Below are 20,098 nucleotides of genomic sequence, written 5' to 3' on the forward strand. Positions count from 1 at the left end.
TCCTCTTCCCCGCCAGGCCGGATGGCAAACGGACGCGACTACGCCGACGAACATGAGCGCAACGACGCGCGTGTGCTATCCAGACGCGATGGGACGATTCGACGGCAGGGTGGCGTTCATCACGGGCGGGGCGAGGGGCCAGGGGCGGGCCCATGCACTGGCGCTGGCCCGTGAGGGTGCCGATGTCTGTGTGGTCGACCTCTGCGCGTCGATCGACACGGTGCCCTACCCACTCTCCGAACCGGACGACCTCGCCCAAACGGTTTCCCTGATCGAGCAGGAGGGGCGCCGGGCACTCGCCATCGAGGCCGACATCCGGGACAGCGCGGCGATCACCGCGGCGGTGGCGGCCACGGTCGACGACTTCGGGTCGCTCGACATCGCGGTCGCCAACGCGGGCGTGGTGGGCTTCGGTCGGTTCTGGGAGCTCACCGACGAGATGTGGGCCGACATGATCGCGGTGAACCTGACCGGCACGTTCAACACGATGCGGGCCGCGGTCGTGCCGATGCTCGAGCGCGGCAACGGACGCATCATCGCCACCTCGTCGATGGCGGGGCGGATGGGCAACCCGAACCTCGCCCACTACGTCGCCAGCAAGTGGGGCATCATCGGACTGGTGAAGACGCTCGCGCTGGAGGTGGCGAGCCGGGGCATCACCGTCAACGCGGTCTGTCCGGCTGCGGTCGACACCGACATGGTGCACAACCCTGCCCTCTACAGCCTGTTCTGCCCCGACCTCGTCGATCCCACCAAAGAAGAGGTCACTCCCCGCTACCAGGCCACCAATCCGATGCGCGTGCCGTGGATCGACGCGACGGAGGTCGCCGCGGCGGTGCTGTACCTGGCCTCCGACGAAGCCCGCCACGTGACCGGCTCCACCGTCGAGGTGAGTCTCGGCAGCGCTGCGGGGATGCCCTGAGCCGAGGCCGCCGAACGGCGCCACACGCGGGTCGGGGTGTCGAGGCGTTGCGCAACGAACCGCAGCCCTCCATTCTCGTTGCATGCACACGGCACTGACCCGGCTTCGGCTCCCGGCCCTGCTCGTCGTCCTCGCGCTCAGCACCAGCGCGTGTTGGCTCGGCTACGGATTCGACAGCGCCAACTCCCGCAACGCCGCGTGGGCGGGCGGGATCTCGACGACGACGGCCGCCGACCTGACCGAGGTGTGGCGCCACGACGGCGTCGACGGCGTCACCAGCACGCCCGTCGTCTTTCTCGACTCCGTCTACTTCGGCGGATGGGATGGCACGTTGCGGTCGGTCGACACGGCCACCGGCGCGCTCAAGTGGTCGACACAGCTCACCAGCGGCTCGGGCGCCGGCGTCATGGTGGATGCGAGCCCCACGGTGCACGGCGACCAGGTCTTCGTCGGCGACGGCGAGGGCGGGTTCCATGCGCTGGATCGAACCACCGGCGCGGTGAACTGGAGCATCCAGCTCGACAGCCACCCTCAGACGAGGATCTTCGGCTCACCCGTGGTGGTCGATGGCCGCATCATCGTCGGCGTTGCGTCGTACGAGCTGGCGATCCCGAAGCCCGACTACACCTTCCGTGGTGCCGTCGTCGCCCTCGACCCCACATCGGGAGCCGAGCTGTGGCGGACCTACATGACCGACGACGACGCCGAGAGCGGAGCGGGAGTGTCGGTCTGGTCCACCGCCGCGGTCGACACCGGCCGCCAGATGATCTTCATCGGCACGGGCAACACCTACGAGGAACCCGCGGCGCCGATGAGTGACGCGCTTGCCGCGCTCGACTACACGACCGGCGACATCGTCTGGCTGCGCCAGTTCACCGAAGGCGACGTCTACACGATCTTCGGGACGCCCCCGCAGGGCCCCGATGCCGACATCGGCGCCGCGCCGAACCTCTTCAGCATCGACGGACGGGCCGTGGTCGGGGTCGGCGACAAGGCCGGTGTGTATGCCGCGCTGGATCGCGACACCGGCGAGACGGTGTGGGCCCGCCAACTCACCGCCGGCAGCCACCTCGGCGGCGTGATGATGACCGCGGCCTTCGACGCCGAAGCCGGAACCGACGGCGTCATCTACGTGTCGTCCAACGTCATGGTGAACGCCTACGACTACGCCAACCCGGCCAACACGTCACGCACGTTCGCGCTCGATGCCAGCGACGGCTCGATCATCTGGGAGGTCACCATCCCGGCCTCTTCGTTCGGTGCGTTGACCCTGGCCAACGGCGTGCTGTTCCAGCCCACGACGCCGGGCACGCTCTACGCACTCGACACCGCAGACGGGTCCGAGCTCTGGAGCGAAGACCTCGGCGCCGAACTCGGCGGCGGTGTCAGCGTCGTCGACGGCACCGTGTTCGCGCCGTACGGCTTCTGGTTCTTCGGCAGCCCCGCCAACCCGCTCGGTGGCGTGATCGCCTTCCGGCCCGACACCTGAGCCTGCCGTCACCCGCGAGCGACCTTGGATCTTCCGAGTGGGCGATGGGGGACTTGAACCCTCGACCTCTGCCGTGTGAAGACCGAGAACATCGTCCGAGCCGCATGTTTCCGTGCGATCGAGTGCGGCCCCGTCGGCCAGAACGGTCCTGTTCCGTGCAGTAGATGGGATGCGGGATGGGATGACCGGCCGACGCGGCTGCGCAGCGCGACCGTCCCGTCGTTTTCGGATCTGAGCTGACCGCTTCTGATAACCGTTGGTGGAGGCGTGATGACTGTCGGTAGACGCGCTGCGCCGGTGTGGCTGTCCGTGGCACTCGAGCACGACTCGTCGGCGAAGCGCTGAGCTTCCCCCTCAGTGTGCGCAGCCGCGGGTGATCAGCCGTCAGGCGACCGTGACGTTGAGGTGGTCGAGGCCGCGGAGTGTGAGGCGGTCTCGCCAGGCGGGTTGATCGTCGAGCAGTTCGATCGTGCCGAATCGGTCGAGCAGCTTGGTGAGAACGGCTTGGCCTTCCATGCGGGCGAGGTTGGCGCCGAGGCAGTAGTGGATACCGGTGGCGAAGCTGAGTAGGGGGACCTCGCCACGGGCCACATCGAATCGGTCCGGGTCGTCGATCATTTCGGGGTCGCGGTTCGCCGCTCCGAGCATGGTGATGATGGCGTCGCCCGCTTCGATGTGATGTCCGTGTAGGTCGACTTCCTCGAACGCGACGCGTAGGTCGAGTTGCACGGGTGATTCGTATCGCAGTACCTCGTCCACTGTCCCGGGGATGAGTGAGCGGTCGTCGCGGACCCGTTGGAGTTGATGGGGGTGTTGAAGGAGGGTGACGACCATGTTGCCGATGAGGTTGGTCGTGGTCTCGAACCCGGCGGCGAACAACAAGATGCCGGTGGCGATGAGTTCGTCGGTGCTGAGTTTGTCGCTGCCGTCGCGGACGCCGATCAACGCCGAGAGGAGGTCGTCTTCGGGATGGGCCGTGCGCCGCTCGAGCAGGTCGGCGAAGTATTCGGCCTGGGCTTGGCCGGCGATGTCGGCCTCGCGCATCTCTTCTTCGCTCACCGAGGGTTCGATTGAGCGCGCAGCGGCGAGTACGAGCGGGCGAAAGTCGTCGCGTTCTTCGGCGGGGACCCCGAGGAGTTCGCCGATGACGCGTACCGGCAGCGGAAACGCCAACGCGTCCATCAGGTCCACGGATTCGCCGGGTTCGAGCCCGTCGAGGATCTCATCGGTCATGGTCTCGACGCTTTCGCGGAGTCGCTCGACACGCCGAGGGGTGAACTCGCGGCTGACAAGTCCGCGCAATCGGGTGTGATCCGGAGGATTCACCATCAGCATCGAGTGACGAGCGAATTTGAGTCGAGTCCGGGGCGCCCCGCCCGGCAACAACGACATCGGCTGATCGGGGTCGCTCTTGCCGAATCGAGGGTCACGGAGTACCTGGTGACAGTCCTGGTAGCCGGTGAGCGCCCACATCGGGGCCATCTCGCTGCGCGCAACCGGGGCGGTCTCGTGCAGTTGGCGATAGAGGGGGTAGGGGTTGTGACGTCCCTCGGGTGTGGACATCACGGCGAGGATGAGTTCGTCAGGTGTCATGGTCGAGTTCCTTGGTGGTGGTTGTGGCTGCGTCGGCGAGGCCGGCGAGTTCGCTCAGCTCCACCGCGATGAAGATGGAGGTGGCTTCGACGAAGAGGCCGGCTGGGCCGGTGCCGGTGCAGGTGATGTGGAGCTTTCGCCCGTCTCGTTGTTCGAGCCAGGCTCGAAACTCGAGCGGTTCGCCGAGCGGGCACGGCGCTCGATAGTTGAGCGTCAGGCGACCGGTGAAGGCCATCGTGCCGATGATCGGGAGCAAACCTCCGATGGCCTCATCGACGCAGGCGGCGACAACTCCTCCGTGGCCGCGGCCCGGGGCGCCCTCCCAGCCGGGCCCGAGCGTTACCGTGCCGACGGACTGTTCGCCATCGCGGCGGATGCGGAGGCCCATGCTCAACGGGCTGGCCGATCCTGAAACCGGAGAGTCGTGGAAAAGGTCGACGAACGCGCCGTCCTCGACGACTCGCGAGAGTGGCGCGCCTGCCATTGCGGCCGCGAATCGGGGTGACGCCGAGAGCTCGTCGAGCCGGGCGCGGTCGGGTTGGGCCTCGATCTCGTCGGCGAGGCGATCGGCCGCTTCGGCAATGCGATACAGCGTGGCGATGTCGACTCGGTGCGAGACGATGGCGTGGGACAGCCGGCGCATCGCGGTCGCGGCGTCGATTCGGGCCGGGAGGTCCGGGTGATCGTCGCTGTTGCCGCCCATGATCGTGCCGGTCATGTCGTGGTCCTGTCGGTCGGGTCCGTGCGAAGGTCGGTGAGGAAGTCGAGAACGGCGCCGACGAAGCGGTCGTTCTGATCACCGGCGACCATGTGGCCGGCGTCGGCGACATCGACGAACCGGGAGCCGGGAACGACGTCGACGAACTCGCGCACCGCTTCGGGCGACACCATGTCGCTTTGCGCGCCCCGAACAACGAGTGTGGGCACGCGAATCCGGGCCGCGGCGTCGAGCAACATCGTACGGATCCCGTCGCTGCGGGCGGTCCCCTGCTCCGCACTCAGGATCTCGTCGGCTCGGCCTTCGAGGAATCGGATGTCCCAGTGCCAGTGCCAGCGCCCGTCGCCACTCTGGCGCAGCACCTGGCGCAGCCCGTCCGGAGAGTCCGGCTTCGGGCGGCCCGTGTAGTCGGCGATCACCTGGGATGCGGCGTCGAGGCTGTCGAAGCCTTCGGGGTGGGCGGCCATGAACCCGACGATTCGCTTCACCCCATCGAGCTCCATGCGGGGCGTCACGTCAACCAACACCAACGCCCGATAGAGCTGCGCGTCAGCTCGGCCCTGCGCGATGAGCGCGGCCATGCCCCCGAGCGACGCACCCACCACCACCGGCGGAGTGGGAAAGCGCCCCACCAGGGCAACGACGTCGTCGCCGAAGTGGTCCCATTCGTAAGCGGACTCAACGGGCCATTCGCTGTCACCGTGGCCCCGGTGATCGACTGTGACGGCATGCCACCCGGCGGCGGCGACGGAGCGGGCCGCTTCGTCCCAGGCGCGTCGGTTCTGCCCGGCACCGTGAAGGAACACAATCGCTGGATGGTCGGGGTCGCCCCACAGATCGGCGGCCAACTCGATTCCGCCACCGGCGAGCCGTACTGGTCGTGGCGTCATCGGATGAGCTCGGGTTCCACTCGGCCGAGTTCAACAATGGTGAGGTCGGGTTCGGCGTGACCTTCGATACTGATGTGGGGGGTGAGACGGTCGAGCCAGGCCGGGTACCACCAGTTCGCCTTTCCCAACAGTTCCATGGTCGCCGGCAGCAGCAGCGACCGAACAAGGGTGGCGTCGAAGAATATCGCCGAGGCGAGCCCGATTCCGAACAGCTTCGTCGTGCGGTCCTCCGCGAGGGCGGCCGAACCGAAGACGGCCACCATGATCGCCGCCGCGGCCGTAATCACCCGCGCCGTGGCCGCGAGGCCGTCGGCCACTGCGGTCGCGTTGTCACCGGTTCGCACGTACTCCTCGCGGATCCGTGACAACAAGAAGACTTCGTAGTCCATCGACAAACCGAACAGCACCGCGAAGAGCAGCATCGGGATGAACGACTGGATCGGTCCGGTGGCGTCGAGACCGATCAGATCTTTCGCCCAACCCCATTGGAAGATCGCGACCATCACCCCGTACGCGGCGCCGATCGACAGCAGGTTCATGATCGCGGCTTTGATCGGAATCACGATCGAACGGAACACCACCATCAACAGCAGGAACGACATCCCGATCACCGCGCCGATGAAGACCGGCAGCCGGTCGGCCAGCGTGGTACCCAGGTCCTCGAACACTGCGGTGACCCCGCCGAGATGGATTTCAAGACCGGCAGTGTTCGCCTTCGGGATGACGTCGGATCGCAAGCGAGAGAGAAGGTCGCGGGTGGCTTCGTCCTGCGGGGATGTCGCCGGAAAGACCGAGGCGACGGCGGTGTCGCCGGCCGGGTTCATCGAGAACGGGGTGACCCCTGCGACACCGGGCTCGGTCGCGATCGCATCAAGTGTGCGCTGGAGCGAAGTCTGGTCGCCGCCTGGGGGGACCTGGGCGACGACCAGGAACGGCCCGTTGAAACCCGGGCCGAACCCTTCGGCGAGCAGGTCGTAGGCCCGCCGTGAAGTCTTTGTGGTGGGTTCGCTTCCGGCGTCGGCACTGCCGAGACGCAACGAGAACACCGGGATCGTCAATGTCACCAGCAGGACCGTGCCGACGATGGCGAAGGGCCAGGGATGGCGTTGCACCATGCGGCTCCAACGGAACCAGCCCGATGTTCGATGCGCCGACTCGTCGCGGTGCAACCCGGGAAGGCGCCAGGAGTCGATTCGGTGCCCTACCAGTCCGAGGGTCGCCGGCACCAAGGTGAGCGTTGCGGCGAGCACGACGACCACCGCGACACCGACCCCGATGGCCAATGCCTGCACGATGGGAACCCGCATCAACAACATGCCCGAGAGCGAGATCACGACGGTCAAACCAGCGAATACGACAGCTCGTCCGGAGGTGTCCATTGCTCGGGCTACTGCGTCGGACACGTCGAGCCCCTCGTGGAGCGACGCCCGGAAACGGGTGACGATGAAGAGGGCATAGTCGATGCCGACGCCGAGCCCGACGAGTGTGGCCAAGCGAGGTCCGAAGTCGGAAAGTTCGATCCAGTTGGCCAGCAGGTCGAGCAGCGAGAGGGCGACGCCGAGCGAGAACAACGCGGTGATCAGCGGGAGACCCATCGCAACAACGGATCCGAACGAGACCAACAAGACGATGATGGCAACCGCCAGGCCGATGCGCTCGGCCCGACCGCCCGGTCCCTCGATTTCGCTGAACTGAATCGCTCGACCGCCCGCCTCGACCTGAAGTCGGTCGGTGTTCGCGTTGGCGACCAGAGTCTTCAGCTCGTCCAGGACGTCGTCGGGAAGTTCGGAGCCGCGCTGATCGAATTGCACCGTCGCGAAGCCGACCGTGCCTCGTTGTGAGATCGTCCCGCCGTCGGCAGCGTAGGGGTCGTTGACCGAATCGACATGATCCAGAAGCGCGAGTTCAGCAATCAGCGAACCGATCTTCGCGACCACGTCGGGGGCTCGCACGTCGGTCGCGGCGAAGACCACGTCTGTTGTGTCGCCGGAGCGCTGGGGGAATCGGTCCTCGAGGAGATCGAAGGCCTGTTGTGACTCGGCACCCGGAACCTCGAAAACCAGGCTGGTCTCGCCGCCGAGGCTCCGCCCGACAAGGAGCGCGGAGATGAGTATCGCGACCCAGGCACCGATCACCCACCACCGGTGACCTGCGCACCATCGCCCCAGCCGGCTCACTTCGTGGGCTCGAGCCCGTGAAGAATCAGGTCCATCACCGTCGATGCGACCGTGGTCGCATCGAACGCCGGTGCCGTGCCCTGCGACGCGATGATGTGGTGGAGACCACTGATGATGACTGCGCCGTACACGGCCGATGTGGTCGTCTCGACGTCGATCTGCCTGATGGTTCCGTCGGCGACACCGATCGCGAGCAGCTTGGCGAGTGGCCGATGAAAGGCTGATTGCACTGCCTCCGCGATCCGCGGAAGCCGGTCGATCCGGCCGAATTCGGCCAGTAGTACCTGGCATGTCGCGGGGTCGTTCGCCATTGCCCTCAGCTGAGTCTCGACCAGGTCCGCCAGGCGCTCATTGGCGCTGCGACGCGTCGCGACCGCATCAGCTGCGGCGGCCGATGTGCGATCGAGCCAATCCTCCAAGAGGAAGGCGAGGATCTCCTCCTTTCCCTCGAAGTTGTAATACAGCGTCGAACTCGGGACACCGGTGACTTCACTCAGCGCCTCGACCGTGGTGCCGTCGAAGCCTCGCTCGGCGAAGATCGTCGCGGCCTTTCGCATCTTCTTACGCATCTCATCGGAGATCGTTCGCATCACATCACCTCTTGATCGGCGGCCAGTTTGCTGGGGCTATGCCCGCGATCGACGAATGCAGCGGTCCGCAGCGGTCGCTCCTCGAGCAGCAACGAGACGAGCAGAACCAGCAGCGCAACCGGGAGCGCGGCCAAGAACACCTCGCCGATCGTGTCCGCGAGGGCCACCCGCACATCGTCACGCAACGCGGGAGCGAGAGCTTCGATCTGATCGGGGCTGTTGGCGAGTCGTCGAGCGCTGAGACCGGAAGGCAGACCGCCCGCCGCGATGCTGTCGAGTCGAGGTCCGAGCCGGGACGCGAGGATCGAACCGAAAACGGCCACGCCGATGGAAGCGCCGAACGACCGGGAGAACGAGACCAACGACGTGGTCACTCCAAGATCGCGAAATTCGACTGCGTTTTGGCTGGCCATCGACGTGACAGGCATCACCGTGCCCATCCCGGCCCCGAGCATCGCCATGAGCGCGCCGACCTGCCACCCCGAGGTGGACGCGTCGAGCCGACTCAGCACCGCGACCACCGCGACCACCGCCAATGCGCCAACGATGAGGTACCGCTTGTAGAGCCCGGTTCGTGCCATCGCCCGGCCGGAGACGATGGACGCTGCGGTCACGCCTACCATCAGCGGCGCGAGTAGGAGGCCCGAGTTCGTCGCGGAGACTCCTGCGACGCCTTGCAGGAACAGCGGGAGGAACACAAGCCCGCCATACATCACCGCTCCGACGAGCAGGGCGACCACGGCGCTGACGGCGACGGGGCTCTGGGCAAGAAGACGCAACGGCAACAACGGGGCTGGGACTCGCCGACAGTGCGCGACGAAGAAACCGGCAAAGAGGACCCCACCAACGAGCATGCCGACGACGGTCGGCGACGTCCACGCGTACCGATCGCCACCCCACGCCGACACCAACACCAGAGAACTCACAGAGACGATCAGCAACGCCGCGCCCACGACGTCGAGGTGGGCGTCCTGATCCTCGACGTCGTAGCGAAGCACTCGGTCGGTGAGAACGAGCGCCGCTGCCCCAATCGGGACATTCACGTAGAAGATCCAACGCCACGAGGCGTGGTCGACGAAGAACCCGCCCAGCAAGGGCCCCATCACACCGGCGACCGCGAACACTGCGGTGAAATACCCCATGTAGCGGCCCCGCTCCCGCGGCGACACGAGATCACCGATGATCACGAACGGCATCGACATCAGACCACCGCCGCCGAGCCCCTGCACACCCCGAAACACGATCAGCTGCACCATCGACTGGGACAAGCCCGACAGGACCGACCCTATGAGGAACAGCACGATCGCGGCTTGGAACGTGCGCCGCCGACCGACATGATCGCTGATTCTTCCGTACAAGGTGGTCCCGACCGTGGTCGCCAACAGGTAGGACAACACAACCCACGAGAGCTGATCGACGTTGCCGAGATCGCCCACGATGGTCGGCAACGCCGTCGCCACAATCGTCGAATCCACCGACGCCAGAAACATGCCGGCCATCAGCCCACTGAACGCGACCAATACTGCGCGGTCCACGGCTCGCTTCGGTCCGTCGACCGTTCCGGGGGCGGCGGTCATGACGAGGAATCCCCTGCGGTCGCGGGAGCGAAGACGGGTACCCGATAGTCACCACCGGCCAGTGGGACAATCTTGACCTGCACCGACATTCCGATCGCGATGTCGGCAGGGTCGATGTCGACGAGGCGCGCGGGGAGACGGAGCCCGGGTTGGTCATCGAGATCGACCAATGCCACTGCGTAGGGAAGATCTTCGAGGTAGCCGGGCACGGTCGGGTGTCGCACAACGATGAAGCTGAACACTTCTCCGGTTCCGATAACCGGCTGGAATTCGAGCGCGCCGGCGCATTGGTTGCAGGCCTCGCCCGGAGGATGCTGAAAGCGGCCACACGCAGAACAGTGCTGCATCGCAAGGTGGCCACCGTCGAGGGCGCTCCAGAAGCCGGAACTGTCGACGTCCACCATCGGCTGCAGGGGAATCGAATCGTTCATCCGAGTTCGCCGGTATAGATGATCGCGCCGCCGTACGGTCCCGCGCCGGCGGTGACGAGGGCGTTCGTGGCGTCGGGAACCTGTCGACTACCGGCCGCTCGGCGGAGCTGGAGAACGGCCTCGTAGTGGTGATTCATTCCGTGGATGTAGCCCTCCGAAAGCAGACCCCCGTGCGGGTTGACGACGACGTCGCCTCCGTAGGTCGCTCGACCGCCGGCGAAGAAGTCGCCGACCTCACCCTTGTCGCAGAACCCGAAGTCCTCCATCACCGCCATCACGGTGTAGGTGAAGCAGTCGTAGATGCATGCCACATCGATGTCGGCGGGTCCCATTCCGGCTCGCTCCCAAAGAGTGGGCGCGGCAAAATGCGAGAACATGACGCTCGGGTCGGCCCATTGGTCCCAGGATCCGCCCTGCCCATGGCTTTCGGCCGCAGCATGCATTCGAACCGGAGGATGGGGAAGGTCCCGAGCACGATCGAGCGTCGTGATCACGATTGCGACAGCTCCATCGACCTCCATCGTGCAGTCGAGGAGACGCAGCGGCTCGTGTACCCAACGCGTCGCGAGATAGTCATCCATCGAAATCAGGTCGCGGTTGATCGCATGAGGGTTGTCGTGCGCGTGACGACGTTGAGTGATCGCGACCTGCCCGAGATCCTCACAGCTGCTGCCGTGGATGTGCTGGTGTCGTCGAGCCCACATCGCCATCCACTGCGGAGGCGTCATGTAGCCCTGCGGGGCGGAGAACTGACCCTCTCCGGGAACCGCCATCGGGGTGTTGTCGCCGGTCGCCACTCCGAAGCGCTTCCCCGATCTGCCGTTGAGCGATCGGTAGACGAGCACGGTCTTCGCCTGGCCGGTCTGCACCGCGGCGGCCGCGTTGGTGACGACCGCGCAGGCCTGATTTCCTCCGCCGAAGATATCCAGGCAGAAGCTCAGCTGGTCGACGCCGACCGCTTGCGCAACCGCGACACCGAGATGGGAATCGCCGGCTTGGAAATCGGCGATGCCATCGATGTCGCCCGGTTGGAGTCCGGCGTCGGCGATCGCGGCTCGGCATGCTTCAGCGGCCATGCCCAGCGTCGTACGGCCCGACTCGCGCGAGTACGCGGTCCGCCCAATACCGACAACAGCCGCCTGTGAAGCCAGGCTTCGCGTGGCCGTCATCAGGGCGAAAGAGCGACCGGAATCGACTCGAAGCCGCGGAGAATCGGGTTACGAGTCGGTACCGCAGGACCGGCCGGTTGAAGTTCGAGCCCCTGGGCCAGGAGCGCGTCGAGCGCGGCGCGAGTTTCCAGCCGGGCGAGCTGAGCGCCGAGGCAGTAATGAATCCCGTGTCCGAGGGCAAGATGGTCTGCGGTGTCGCGTTCGACTCGAAAAACGTCAGGATCCGCGAACACTGTTTCGTCGCGGTTCGCGGCGGCGAAAAGGACGAACACGTTCGCGGACGTCGGAAGCCGAACCCCACCGAGCTCGCACGCCGCTGTCGTTTGGCGAAAGAGGCCCTGGACTGGAGCGCCGTGGCGCAGACCCTCTTCGACCGCTGCCGCGGTGAGATCCGGCCGGCGCCGAAGCAGGTCGAGCTGCTCGGGGTGAGCCCAGAAGGAATGTTGCAGATTGCCCAGCAGGTTCGTCGTGGTCTCGTTGCCGGCAACAAGCAGAAGAATGCAGAACATCACCACCTCGATCGTGGACAGCTCCTCCCCGTCGGGAGTCGCCTGAGCGATCGCGCTGATCAGATCGTCGCTTGGGTCACGACGCCGTTGCTCGGTCACGTTCCAGAAGAACTCCGACATCTCCGCGAGGTCACCGCTTACCGCCTCGACATCGATCTGCGCGGCAAGCGAGCCGACCAGCGCATCGGACCAGCGCCGAAAGTCGGCCATACGGTCGACCGGGATGCCGAGTACCTCCGCGATCAGCCGCACCGGCAACGGCACTGCAAGGTCGCGCACAAGATCCGCGTCGCCAGCCGCCGCGTTGCCGGCGAGACCACGCACCAGCTCATCCGCGAGCACCTTGGCCCGTGGCTCCCAAGCTGCGATCGACTTCTTTGTGAACGGCCGTGACACGACTCGGCGCAGAAGGGTGTGGTCCGGAGGATCGCTGGCGATCAGAACCCGCGACCCGAAGACCCGATCGAGCCCGATCGCCTGGGCCCGACCCTCGCTGGCGGCAGGGCCGACCCGGCCCGACATGAACGCCTCGTAGCCGTGCGCCGACGAATACAGCGACGGATGATGAAGAGCCTCGAGGACGTCCCGATGGCGCGCAACGACCCACATGTCGTTGCGTTCGTCGTACACGACCCCTGCCCGACGGAACGCCGCATAGGACGGATACGGATCGGCGATCACCGAACCGGAAAACAGATCCGGCGGATCAAGTGCTGCCTGAATGCTCATCGACAGAGTCCTCGCACGCGTTCCAACTCCTTCAATCGAGGGTCCCCGGTCCGCATCTATGAACCCGGCCGGCCATCACCGGAGCCGAGACCCCCACCGACGGGCACCGCGATGCTCTCCACAATCGCCTTTGTTCGGCGCTGGAGCCGGTGAGGTACGTCACGATGCAGCCACTGCGCGACACGAGAGGGCGATGCCGACACAAGAACCCTGTGCGCAGCAAAACGAGACAGCGCAGCATCCACCGCCACCGTCAAGTCGACCGCTCCGATCTCCCCGGCCACGCTCGCGTCGAGCAACTCCACTCGCGTGATCGTCTCCTCAAGAAGATCATCCGCGTGGTCGCCCGCGGCGACGACATACACATCAACCGGCGGATCGCTGTGGACGTAACCATCGATACGCCGCCCCAGCGCTTCCTGATCAAGATCATCTGTTGCCACCACGAGAAGCTTCAGCATCACCGAGACCTCCAAGTCTCACGTCGCGTTCGGCACACGTGATTGGAACACGCTTCCAATATACTACTCCAGATACGGCGGGGCAACCGGATCCGGTCTCTCCCCGGACGTGGCCGGCGCTGAGACGTCGATTACGCGGCACGAACTCGTCGACCGTTCATGTTTCGGAGAAACACCGGTCACGCCGAATCTCGCAGCGACCCTTGCCGCGAGACTTGTCCGGGCTTCCTGAGATCGACTCCGAGGCGAGCAGGCCGGGCGGTCGGACGATCCGGCGAGAGCCGTCGAACACCGTGACGTCAAGGACTCGGGTCGCGGCCTCGCGCTTCGCTCGCAGGTTCGACCAGCAAAGAGTCAACCAGCGCGACCACAAAGCGAGTGTCCGGGGTCCCGCCCGAGAAAAGGAATCGGTGGACGATGGGACCAACCAACATGGCGACCGCATCGTCGACGCTCAGACGTGAGGCCACAGTCCGATCGTCACGGACCGCAGCCAATATGGCCCGCAACACCCTGGTGCCTTCTCCATGGACTGCTTCGTTCAGGTCTGCCCACTCCCGGTCGTCTCGAGCCATGTGCGCCATCGCGGCCACCATGTGGCCCAGACCGGTTGTCGTGATCGCCGTCACGAATGCCTGGAGTTCAGCGATGAGATCCTGCCGAGTGATCCCCGACGGGACGGTGTGGGTCAGGCGGGCCTGTTCCGATATCGCGTCCCGGAGAAGGTCGAGGCGATTCGGCCAGTGGCGGTAGAGCGTCGACCGGGCGTAGCCACTGCGGTCGGCGACGTTCGCCACGGTTACCTGATCCCAGCCTTTGGTGAGCAGCAACTCGCGGGCTGCCGACAGAACTGTCGTGTGCGTCCTTACAACCCGAGGATCAGTGCCAACCGCATCCACCATGTGTGCACCTCACGAAATCGGACAGATTGCCGAATAGAGGACCAGATGTCCTGTTTCGGACAAAGTGTAGCCTATCCTCGGCAACGACCGAACAGGGAGCCGAGATGGACGAACCGCACGACAGCGTCACCACGACTGAGGCTGAGTCGCCCCGCTTGGCTACCCTCGTCGTGGGAGTGGACCTCTCATCTGAATCGCTGTATGCGCTGGACCTCGCGGCCGAGATCGGCGCCGGACACAGAGCCGAAATACGAGTCGTCCATGTGCATCCGCAGCTCAGCGCCCTCGCCTTCAGCCCCATGGCCGCAGGAGAGTACGAGAAGGCGCAGGCGGAAATCATGGACGCCCTCGAGGCCGAGGCAGCGACGCGACTGAGGTCCTATGCGGGCACTTGGTCGACCACATCGCGTCGGGGCCATGTCGGTCACGAGATTCTGGCCGAGGCCGACGAGGTCGATGCCGACCTCGTCATCGTCGGCCACCGAAGTCATGGCACGTTGCATGACGCGCTCCTCGGCTCGGTCGCCACCGGCACCGTCCACCACAGCCGCCGGTCAATCCTCGTCGCGATACCGCCTCGCCGAGAAGCCTGACGCCGACGACCGCCCCTCCGACGACGAAAGACAGATCCTCCCATGACCCAAGCAACCGCCGGCGCCGCACCCACTGTGGTCGACGACCCGCGACAAAGAATTCTGATTCTCGCGGCAACCTGCTCGGCGCTCGTGGCCGTCGTCGCCTCGGTCTCCGGCCTGAATGTTGCCCTTCAGGCCCTCTCCGCTGACCTTACGGCCAGCCAGGGCGAATTGTTGTGGGTTGTCAACGGCTACACGCTCGTTCTCGCCGCTCTCCTCATGCCGGTCGGCGCGATCGGTGATCGCATCGGTCGAAAGATCGTGCTGATGGCCGGGCTGGTCGTTTTCGCCGTCGCGAACGGCGCTTCCGCTCTGGCGCCCAACGTCGAGTCCCTCATCGCGCTGCGCATTGTCGCCGGCATCGGCGCCGCGATGGTCATGCCGGTCACGCTCTCGATCATCACGACGAGCTTCCCACCGGCCGAACGGGCCCGGGCGATCGGGATCTGGGCGGGGTTCGCGGGAACCGGTGGCATGCTCGGGCTGTTCGCATCCGCCGCGATCATCGACAACGCCACGTGGCCGTGGGTATTCACGGTCCCGCTGGGCCTGGCGCTGGCATCCCTCGGCCTGACGCTCCCGAACGTCCCAAGGTCGCGCGAATCACAGCAAGCCCGTTTCGACTGGTCCGGTTCTATTCTCTCCGTCGTCGCGGTAGGTGGTGTGGTGCTCGGTATTCAGGAGGGACCCGAGCGGGGTTGGACCAACGTCCTCACCCTCACGGCTCTCGCAATGGGAGTCGCCGCGACAATCGCGTTCGTTGTGGTTGAACTTCGGCGCGAACACCCGCTTCTCGACGTACGACTCTTCAAGAACCGGGCCTTGGCCGCGGGCTCGATCAACCTGTTCGCAACCTTCGCCGTCATGTTCGCCTTGTTCCTTGTCCTCATCCAGCTCCTCCAGGCCGGGTTCGGCTACACCGCGCTCACGGCTGCAGTTGCACTCCTCCCGATGGCCCTCGTGATGATGCCGCTCTCGGTCGTAGCCCCGACAATCGCCGCACGACTCGGCTACGAACGAACCCTCGTGACCGGGATGCTCCTCCTCGCAACTGGACTGACGCTCATCGCCTTCCTCGCCAACACCGACGACGGCTACCTCTCGGTACTCCCGGGCCTCCTCGTCCTCGGCACCGGCGTCGGGCTCACAATGAGCCCGTCCACGACCGCGATCACCAGTTCGCTACCCGCGGACAAGCAGGGCGTTGCCTCCGCGCTCAACGACACCGTCAGAGAACTCGGCGGCGCGGTCGGCATCGCCCTCATCGGTGCGATACTCAACGCCCAATACCGAAGCAACATCAGCGACACCGCAGTCACGCTCCCACCAGAGTTGGCCACACGAGTCCAAGAGGGAATCGGTGGCGCACTCGCCGCCGCAGCCCAACTCGGGCCCGACGGCGACGAACTCGCTCAAGCCGCCCAACAGGCCTTCGTCGACGGGTTCAAACCCGCGCTCCTGGCCGCCGCCGCAATCGCCGTCACCGCAGCGATCTACACGGCCGCTCCGAGACGTCGCCGTGATGATGCACGGGCACCACGCCGGACCTGACAAGCGGCTCCCCCACGCCAGAGCGACTCCGCTCCGGCGATCAGATGAGCACCCCCGACCATCGATTCCAGCGGGGCCTGGTGTCCCCTACCGGGATTCTTCGCGCCCCACGCGCCCGAACGGGACACCTGCTCGCGGCCGTGGCCGGTCGCTCGAATCCGCTCCGTCCGGCCTGTTGAATACCCGGGGCCTGGCTCTACGGTTGCCGAGCGGCACCCCTCAGGGGATTCTGATTATCGGGGGCAGCTTTGTCTCGCATCATCTCGCGCCTCATCACAGCGCTCGCCCGTTCGCAAGGGGTCCGCCTTGGAGGCACAGATCCATGAGTTAGTTGAACGCGGCGAGCCAGTGCCTCATGTCGTCGAGCATGGCATTGCTCAGGCCGTGCCCGCCGTCGTGCTCGCCCATGTTGACCTCGGCGCCGGCGTGTTCGAGGTTTCGGGCCTGGGTTCGGCTTCGTTCGAGTGGCACGTTGTGGTCTTGGCGGCCGGCGAGAACGAGCGCCTTGGTGCCCTTGGCGGTCGAGAGATCGAGCGGGGTGCCGTCGACGTCGACGATGGTGCCGCAACACCAGAATCCCGCTGGTCTCGATGAGTCCGGTGTCGCGTATGCGAGCCATGCAGCGAGACCGGCACCCTGGGAGAAGCCCCCGACGACGACGTGACTTCGCTCGATATGGAGACGGGAGCAGACCGACTCGACGAGGCGGTCGAGGCCGCTCAGCGCGGTGGCGAATGACGCGGGATCAGGCCGCCATGTGTCGTCGAAGTCATACCAGCTGGCACCGCCGCCCGGGGTGTCGATCGGTCCACGAGGACACAACACGAAGAACCGGCCGTCAGGATCGACCCGTGACGAGATCGACGCGATGTCGTGCTGAGTCGCGCCGAATCCGTGAAGCAGGACCAACAGACGTTCGCAGTCGCCGCGCCCATCGAGCCGAAACGTGAACTCGCCGCTCATACGCTGAACTGGCCGAACGCGTATGCAGAGATGGTGGCGCCCATCGCCTGATCGACAAACACGTGTCGACCGACGTCATCGCCGGCTGCTCCTGCGATGACCATGAGCGGCAGAAGGTGTTCCTCACGCGGGTGAGCGAGACGAGCCGCTGGGGCCCTGTCCCAATCGGCCAAGAGTTGCCGGCGCTGCTGCGGGGGAGCCTCGCAAGCAGAGGTGAGCCACGAATCGAAGACAGATGAGCTGTCCGCCGCCTGCAGGGTCATGAATGACGCCATGTTGTGATAGCTGAGCCCGCTGCCGAGGATCAGCGTTCCCTCGCGCCGCAACGGTGCGAGTGCGTTGCCGAGGTCGAGGTGGAAGCCGGCGTCGAGGTCGGAGCGCAGCGAGACCTGCACGACGGGAATGTCTGCGTCGGGGTACATCAGCAACAGCGGCACGAAGACGCCGTGGTCGAAACCTCGCTCGTCGTCGAATCGATGGGCGATCCCGGCGTCGGCGAGCAGTTCGCCGATCCGTCGACCGAGCGCGGGTGAACCTGGGGCCGGGTAGCTGAGCTCGTAGGTGTGCGTCGGGAATCCGTAGTAGTCGAACAGCATCCGCGGCGCCTCGGCGGTGCTGACCTCGACGACCTCGCCCTCGTGGTGGCCCGAGACCACGACGATGTTGTCGGGTCGCACGCCCAGCCTGTCGGAAAACGATCTGAGGAACTGGGCCAGGCGATCCCAGGTGTCGGGGGGACCCATGGTCCAGTCCATGAAGAAGCATGGACCACCGCCGTGCGGGATGAACACCGAAGGAAGCTCGGGCGGTTCGATGATGGCCGGGCCGTTCATGACGTCTCCTTAGAAGCCGGGGAAGATCTGACGAAGGCGATCGAGTACTGCTGGTTCCGACGCGACCACCGAGTCGGGCGTGCGGCCCGGGCTCAAACGGCCGTACACCAGCCGCACGAACGCCGACGTCGACATGTCGAGGTGCGAATCGAGCTCCTCCCCCGGCCGAGGTTCACGGAGGCGGACCGTGGGCTCGACCTCGAGGACGTCACCGCCAACCCGACCGGTGCATGGACCACCCGGGCAGCCCGCAACCTGTTCCTCCGCCACGCCGACCGGCTCGCCGACCTGCTGGAACGATTCATCGCCGGTCTCGACAGGGTGGTGCCGGTTCTCCCTCCGACCTGCGTGCCGCATCATCAAGCCAGTTCGAACCCGCTGTACCCGTCTGCCGCGCATCCTCGGCACGAGTCCGCGTAGAACGGGACCCCGCCGGGGAAATTCAACAGCTCGCGAGGCTTGCCGGGGATATTGGCACCGACGTACCAGGAATCGGCTCTGTCGAACAAAGTCATGTCCCCGATCGTGCGCACCAGGTCGCGCCACGAGTCCTCCGCCTGAGGCGTTGCTTCGATCCGAGTGACACCCTGGCGCCTCAGGTCGTCGAGCAGCTGCACGACCCAGCTGCCCTGTACTTCTGCGCAGGTCGGCCCGTTGCAGAAACCTGATGGGCTCTGCGGCCCGTAGAGATAGATCAGATTCGGGAAGCCCGCGCTGGCGAGGCCGAGGTGGCTACGAACCCCGCGAGCCCAGTAGTCCTTCAAGGTGACGTCGGAACTCCCCCGGATGTCGATGCTGGTGAGACCACCCGTGACCGCGTCGAACCCGGTGGCCATGACGAGCAAGTCGACGTCGAAGTCGCCGGATCTCGTCCGAACGCCGGTCGTCGTGATGCGCTCGATGGGCGAGGCCTTGAGGTCCACCAGGGTCACGTTCGGCTGGTTGAACGCGTCGTAATAGGTCTGTTCGAGTGAAGGTCGCTTGACGCCGAACGGGTGGGGCGGCTCGGTCGGGGCGAGCAGCTCAGCGACCGCCGGGTCGTGCACGCGGGCGCGGACCTTGTCCCGCCAGAAGTCGTAGGCGGTGCGATTGGCGGCCTCCTCGGTCATCACGTCCGCGAAGTTGCCGGCCCAGAAGTTGAAGCCTCCGGCCTGCCACATCTGTTCGAAACCAGCGCGACGCTCGTCATCGGAGAGCTCGAGCGCTGACTCCTCGCGTCGGATGATGTCGAAACCCGCGAACGTCTCGGTACGTGTGCGGAAGACATTCGCGTATCCAACCTTCGCCTCGTCCTGTTCGGTGCGGGTGAGGCGGCGTTGTTGCATGGCGAGCGCAAGGATGGGTGTCCGCTGGAACACGGTGACCGTCGCGGCGATCTTCGCCGCTTCCTGGATCACTTGGACACCGCTGGCGCCCGTGCCGATGACACCGACGCGCAGTCCCGTCATGTCGAGACCTTCTTGGGGCCAGTGCGCCGTGTGGTGGCATTGGCCCTCGTAATCGTCCAGTCCGGGCAGGTCGGGGATGTAGGCCTTTGACGCGAAGCCGGTGCAGAGCACCAGGAACCGGGTTCGAAGGGACTGCCCGTTCCGTGTGGTGAGGTTCCAGCAGGATGCCGCCTCGTCCCACGTGGCCGTGTCGAGCCGGGTGTCGAAGCGGATGTCGCGGCTCAGATCCCACTTGTCGTCGACGTACTGGAAGTACCGACGAAGCGCTGTCCAGTCCGGGAATCGCTCGTCCCAGTACCAGTCCTTCCACAGCTCTTCGTCGGAGAACTCGTAGACGGGCACATGCGAGTCGACCCGGGCGCCGGGGTAGCAGTTCCAGTGCCAGATTCCACCGAGCCCGGAGCCGGCTTCGAGCAACACCGTCGAGAACCCCAATGTGCGCAGGCGATGCAACTGGTACAGGCCCGCAAAGCCGGCGCCGACGACCACCACGTCATGATCGAGTCCATGT

At 65.8% G+C, this 20,098-nt stretch carries 18 protein-coding genes; 4 read left to right on the plus strand and 14 right to left on the minus strand.

All coding sequences use genetic code 11. The features are described from left to right. Positions 1-88 precede the first annotated feature (88 nt). Entirely contained in the window at positions 89-922 is an 834-nt protein-coding gene (locus R2707_07505; protein MEZ5244925.1) for a mycofactocin-coupled SDR family oxidoreductase, read from the plus strand. An 82-nt stretch (positions 923-1,004) separates the two neighbouring features. Next, positions 1,005-2,411, plus strand: coding sequence for a PQQ-binding-like beta-propeller repeat protein (locus R2707_07510; GenBank protein ID MEZ5244926.1), 1,407 nt, complete (start codon positions 1,005-1,007; stop codon positions 2,409-2,411). Positions 2,412-2,795: 384 nt separating this feature from the next. Here R2707_07510 and R2707_07515 read toward each other — a convergent pair whose 3' ends face one another. From R2707_07515 to R2707_07565, 11 genes are all read right to left on the minus strand, one after another. Further along, positions 2,796-4,004 (minus strand): cytochrome P450, encoded by a 1,209-nt coding sequence (locus R2707_07515; GenBank protein ID MEZ5244927.1) that lies wholly within the window; start codon positions 4,002-4,004, stop codon positions 2,796-2,798. Next, positions 3,994-4,722 (minus strand): hotdog domain-containing protein, encoded by a 729-nt coding sequence (locus R2707_07520; GenBank protein MEZ5244928.1) that lies wholly within the window; start codon positions 4,720-4,722, stop codon positions 3,994-3,996. The genes R2707_07515 and R2707_07520 overlap by 11 nt, the downstream gene beginning before the upstream one ends. Next, a complete protein-coding gene (locus R2707_07525) occupies positions 4,719-5,612 on the minus strand; it encodes an alpha/beta hydrolase (protein MEZ5244929.1) in 894 nt (297 codons plus the stop codon). Before R2707_07525 ends, R2707_07520 begins: the two co-directional genes overlap by 4 nt. Next, positions 5,609-7,747 (minus strand): MMPL family transporter, encoded by a 2,139-nt coding sequence (locus R2707_07530; protein MEZ5244930.1) that lies wholly within the window; start codon positions 7,745-7,747, stop codon positions 5,609-5,611. Before R2707_07530 ends, R2707_07525 begins: the two co-directional genes overlap by 4 nt. 38 nt (positions 7,748-7,785) lie before the next feature. Next, positions 7,786-8,379, minus strand: coding sequence for a TetR/AcrR family transcriptional regulator (locus R2707_07535; protein ID MEZ5244931.1), 594 nt, complete (start codon positions 8,377-8,379; stop codon positions 7,786-7,788). Continuing rightward, complete coding sequence (locus R2707_07540; GenBank protein MEZ5244932.1) at positions 8,379-9,956, minus strand: MDR family MFS transporter; 1,578 nt, start codon at positions 9,954-9,956, stop codon at positions 8,379-8,381. Before R2707_07540 ends, R2707_07535 begins: the two co-directional genes overlap by 1 nt. After that, positions 9,953-10,387, minus strand: coding sequence for an OB-fold domain-containing protein (locus R2707_07545; protein MEZ5244933.1), 435 nt, complete (start codon positions 10,385-10,387; stop codon positions 9,953-9,955). The genes R2707_07540 and R2707_07545 overlap by 4 nt, the downstream gene beginning before the upstream one ends. After that, entirely contained in the window at positions 10,384-11,463 is a 1,080-nt protein-coding gene (locus R2707_07550) for a hypothetical protein (protein MEZ5244934.1), read from the minus strand. Before R2707_07550 ends, R2707_07545 begins: the two co-directional genes overlap by 4 nt. A 92-nt stretch (positions 11,464-11,555) precedes the next feature. Continuing rightward, entirely contained in the window at positions 11,556-12,407 is an 852-nt protein-coding gene (locus tag R2707_07555) for a cytochrome P450 (protein MEZ5244935.1), read from the minus strand. Between the two features lie 443 nt (positions 12,408-12,850). Beyond that, entirely contained in the window at positions 12,851-13,255 is a 405-nt protein-coding gene (locus R2707_07560; GenBank protein ID MEZ5244936.1) for a hypothetical protein, read from the minus strand. A gap of 299 nt (positions 13,256-13,554) precedes the next feature. Next, entirely contained in the window at positions 13,555-14,157 is a 603-nt protein-coding gene (locus R2707_07565) for a TetR/AcrR family transcriptional regulator (protein ID MEZ5244937.1), read from the minus strand. A gap of 104 nt (positions 14,158-14,261) precedes the next feature. On the opposite strand from R2707_07565, the gene R2707_07570 reads away from it, so the two are divergent. Both R2707_07570 and R2707_07575 read left to right on the plus strand, forming a co-directional pair. Next, complete coding sequence (locus tag R2707_07570; protein MEZ5244938.1) at positions 14,262-14,750, plus strand: universal stress protein; 489 nt, start codon at positions 14,262-14,264, stop codon at positions 14,748-14,750. A gap of 42 nt (positions 14,751-14,792) precedes the next feature. Next, the gene (locus R2707_07575) at positions 14,793-16,343 is read left to right on the plus strand and encodes an MFS transporter (GenBank protein ID MEZ5244939.1); all 1,551 of its coding nucleotides are present in this window, start codon (positions 14,793-14,795) and stop codon (positions 16,341-16,343) included. Positions 16,344-16,670: 327 nt separating this feature from the next. On the opposite strand, the gene R2707_07580 is transcribed toward R2707_07575, so the two are convergent. From R2707_07580 to R2707_07590, 3 genes are all read right to left on the minus strand, one after another. Beyond that, positions 16,671-17,306 carry a hypothetical protein gene (locus R2707_07580; GenBank protein ID MEZ5244940.1) on the minus strand — a complete coding sequence of 212 codons (636 nt, stop codon included), beginning with the start codon at positions 17,304-17,306 and terminating at the stop codon, positions 16,671-16,673. Beyond that, positions 17,303-18,139 (minus strand): class III extradiol ring-cleavage dioxygenase, encoded by an 837-nt coding sequence (locus R2707_07585; protein MEZ5244941.1) that lies wholly within the window; start codon positions 18,137-18,139, stop codon positions 17,303-17,305. The genes R2707_07580 and R2707_07585 overlap by 4 nt, the downstream gene beginning before the upstream one ends. A gap of 359 nt (positions 18,140-18,498) precedes the next feature. Beyond that, positions 18,499-20,076, minus strand: a complete 1,578-nt coding sequence (locus R2707_07590; GenBank protein ID MEZ5244942.1) for an NAD(P)/FAD-dependent oxidoreductase — start codon at positions 20,074-20,076, stop codon at positions 18,499-18,501. Positions 20,077-20,098: the final 22 nt, after the last annotated feature.

It is taken from the genome of Acidimicrobiales bacterium (assembly GCA_041394245.1).
Classification (GTDB): Bacteria; Actinomycetota; Acidimicrobiia; order Acidimicrobiales; family Aldehydirespiratoraceae; genus JAJRXC01.

Bases quoted from the DNA above. Each gene is read 5' to 3' on its own strand.
- R2707_07505 (MEZ5244925.1), top strand. From the start codon at position 89: ATGGGACGATTCGACGGCAGGGTGGCGTTCATCACGGGCGGGGCGAGG.
- R2707_07510 (MEZ5244926.1), top strand. From the start codon at position 1,005: ATGCACACGGCACTGACCCGGCTTCGGCTCCCGGCCCTGCTCGTCGTC.
- R2707_07515 (MEZ5244927.1), bottom strand. From the start codon at position 4,004: ATGACACCTGACGAACTCATCCTCGCCGTGATGTCCACACCCGAGGGA.
- R2707_07520 (MEZ5244928.1), bottom strand. From the start codon at position 4,722: ATGACCGGCACGATCATGGGCGGCAACAGCGACGATCACCCGGACCTC.
- R2707_07525 (MEZ5244929.1), bottom strand. From the start codon at position 5,612: ATGACGCCACGACCAGTACGGCTCGCCGGTGGCGGAATCGAGTTGGCC.
- R2707_07535 (MEZ5244931.1), bottom strand. From the start codon at position 8,379: ATGCGAACGATCTCCGATGAGATGCGTAAGAAGATGCGAAAGGCCGCG.
- R2707_07540 (MEZ5244932.1), bottom strand. From the start codon at position 9,956: ATGACCGCCGCCCCCGGAACGGTCGACGGACCGAAGCGAGCCGTGGAC.
- R2707_07545 (MEZ5244933.1), bottom strand. From the start codon at position 10,387: ATGAACGATTCGATTCCCCTGCAGCCGATGGTGGACGTCGACAGTTCC.
- R2707_07550 (MEZ5244934.1), bottom strand. From the start codon at position 11,463: ATGGCCGCTGAAGCATGCCGAGCCGCGATCGCCGACGCCGGACTCCAA.
- R2707_07560 (MEZ5244936.1), bottom strand. From the start codon at position 13,255: ATGCTGAAGCTTCTCGTGGTGGCAACAGATGATCTTGATCAGGAAGCG.
- R2707_07565 (MEZ5244937.1), bottom strand. From the start codon at position 14,157: ATGGTGGATGCGGTTGGCACTGATCCTCGGGTTGTAAGGACGCACACG.
- R2707_07570 (MEZ5244938.1), top strand. From the start codon at position 14,262: ATGGACGAACCGCACGACAGCGTCACCACGACTGAGGCTGAGTCGCCC.
- R2707_07575 (MEZ5244939.1), top strand. From the start codon at position 14,793: ATGACCCAAGCAACCGCCGGCGCCGCACCCACTGTGGTCGACGACCCG.
- R2707_07580 (MEZ5244940.1), bottom strand. From the start codon at position 17,306: ATGAGCGGCGAGTTCACGTTTCGGCTCGATGGGCGCGGCGACTGCGAA.
- R2707_07585 (MEZ5244941.1), bottom strand. From the start codon at position 18,139: ATGAACGGCCCGGCCATCATCGAACCGCCCGAGCTTCCTTCGGTGTTC.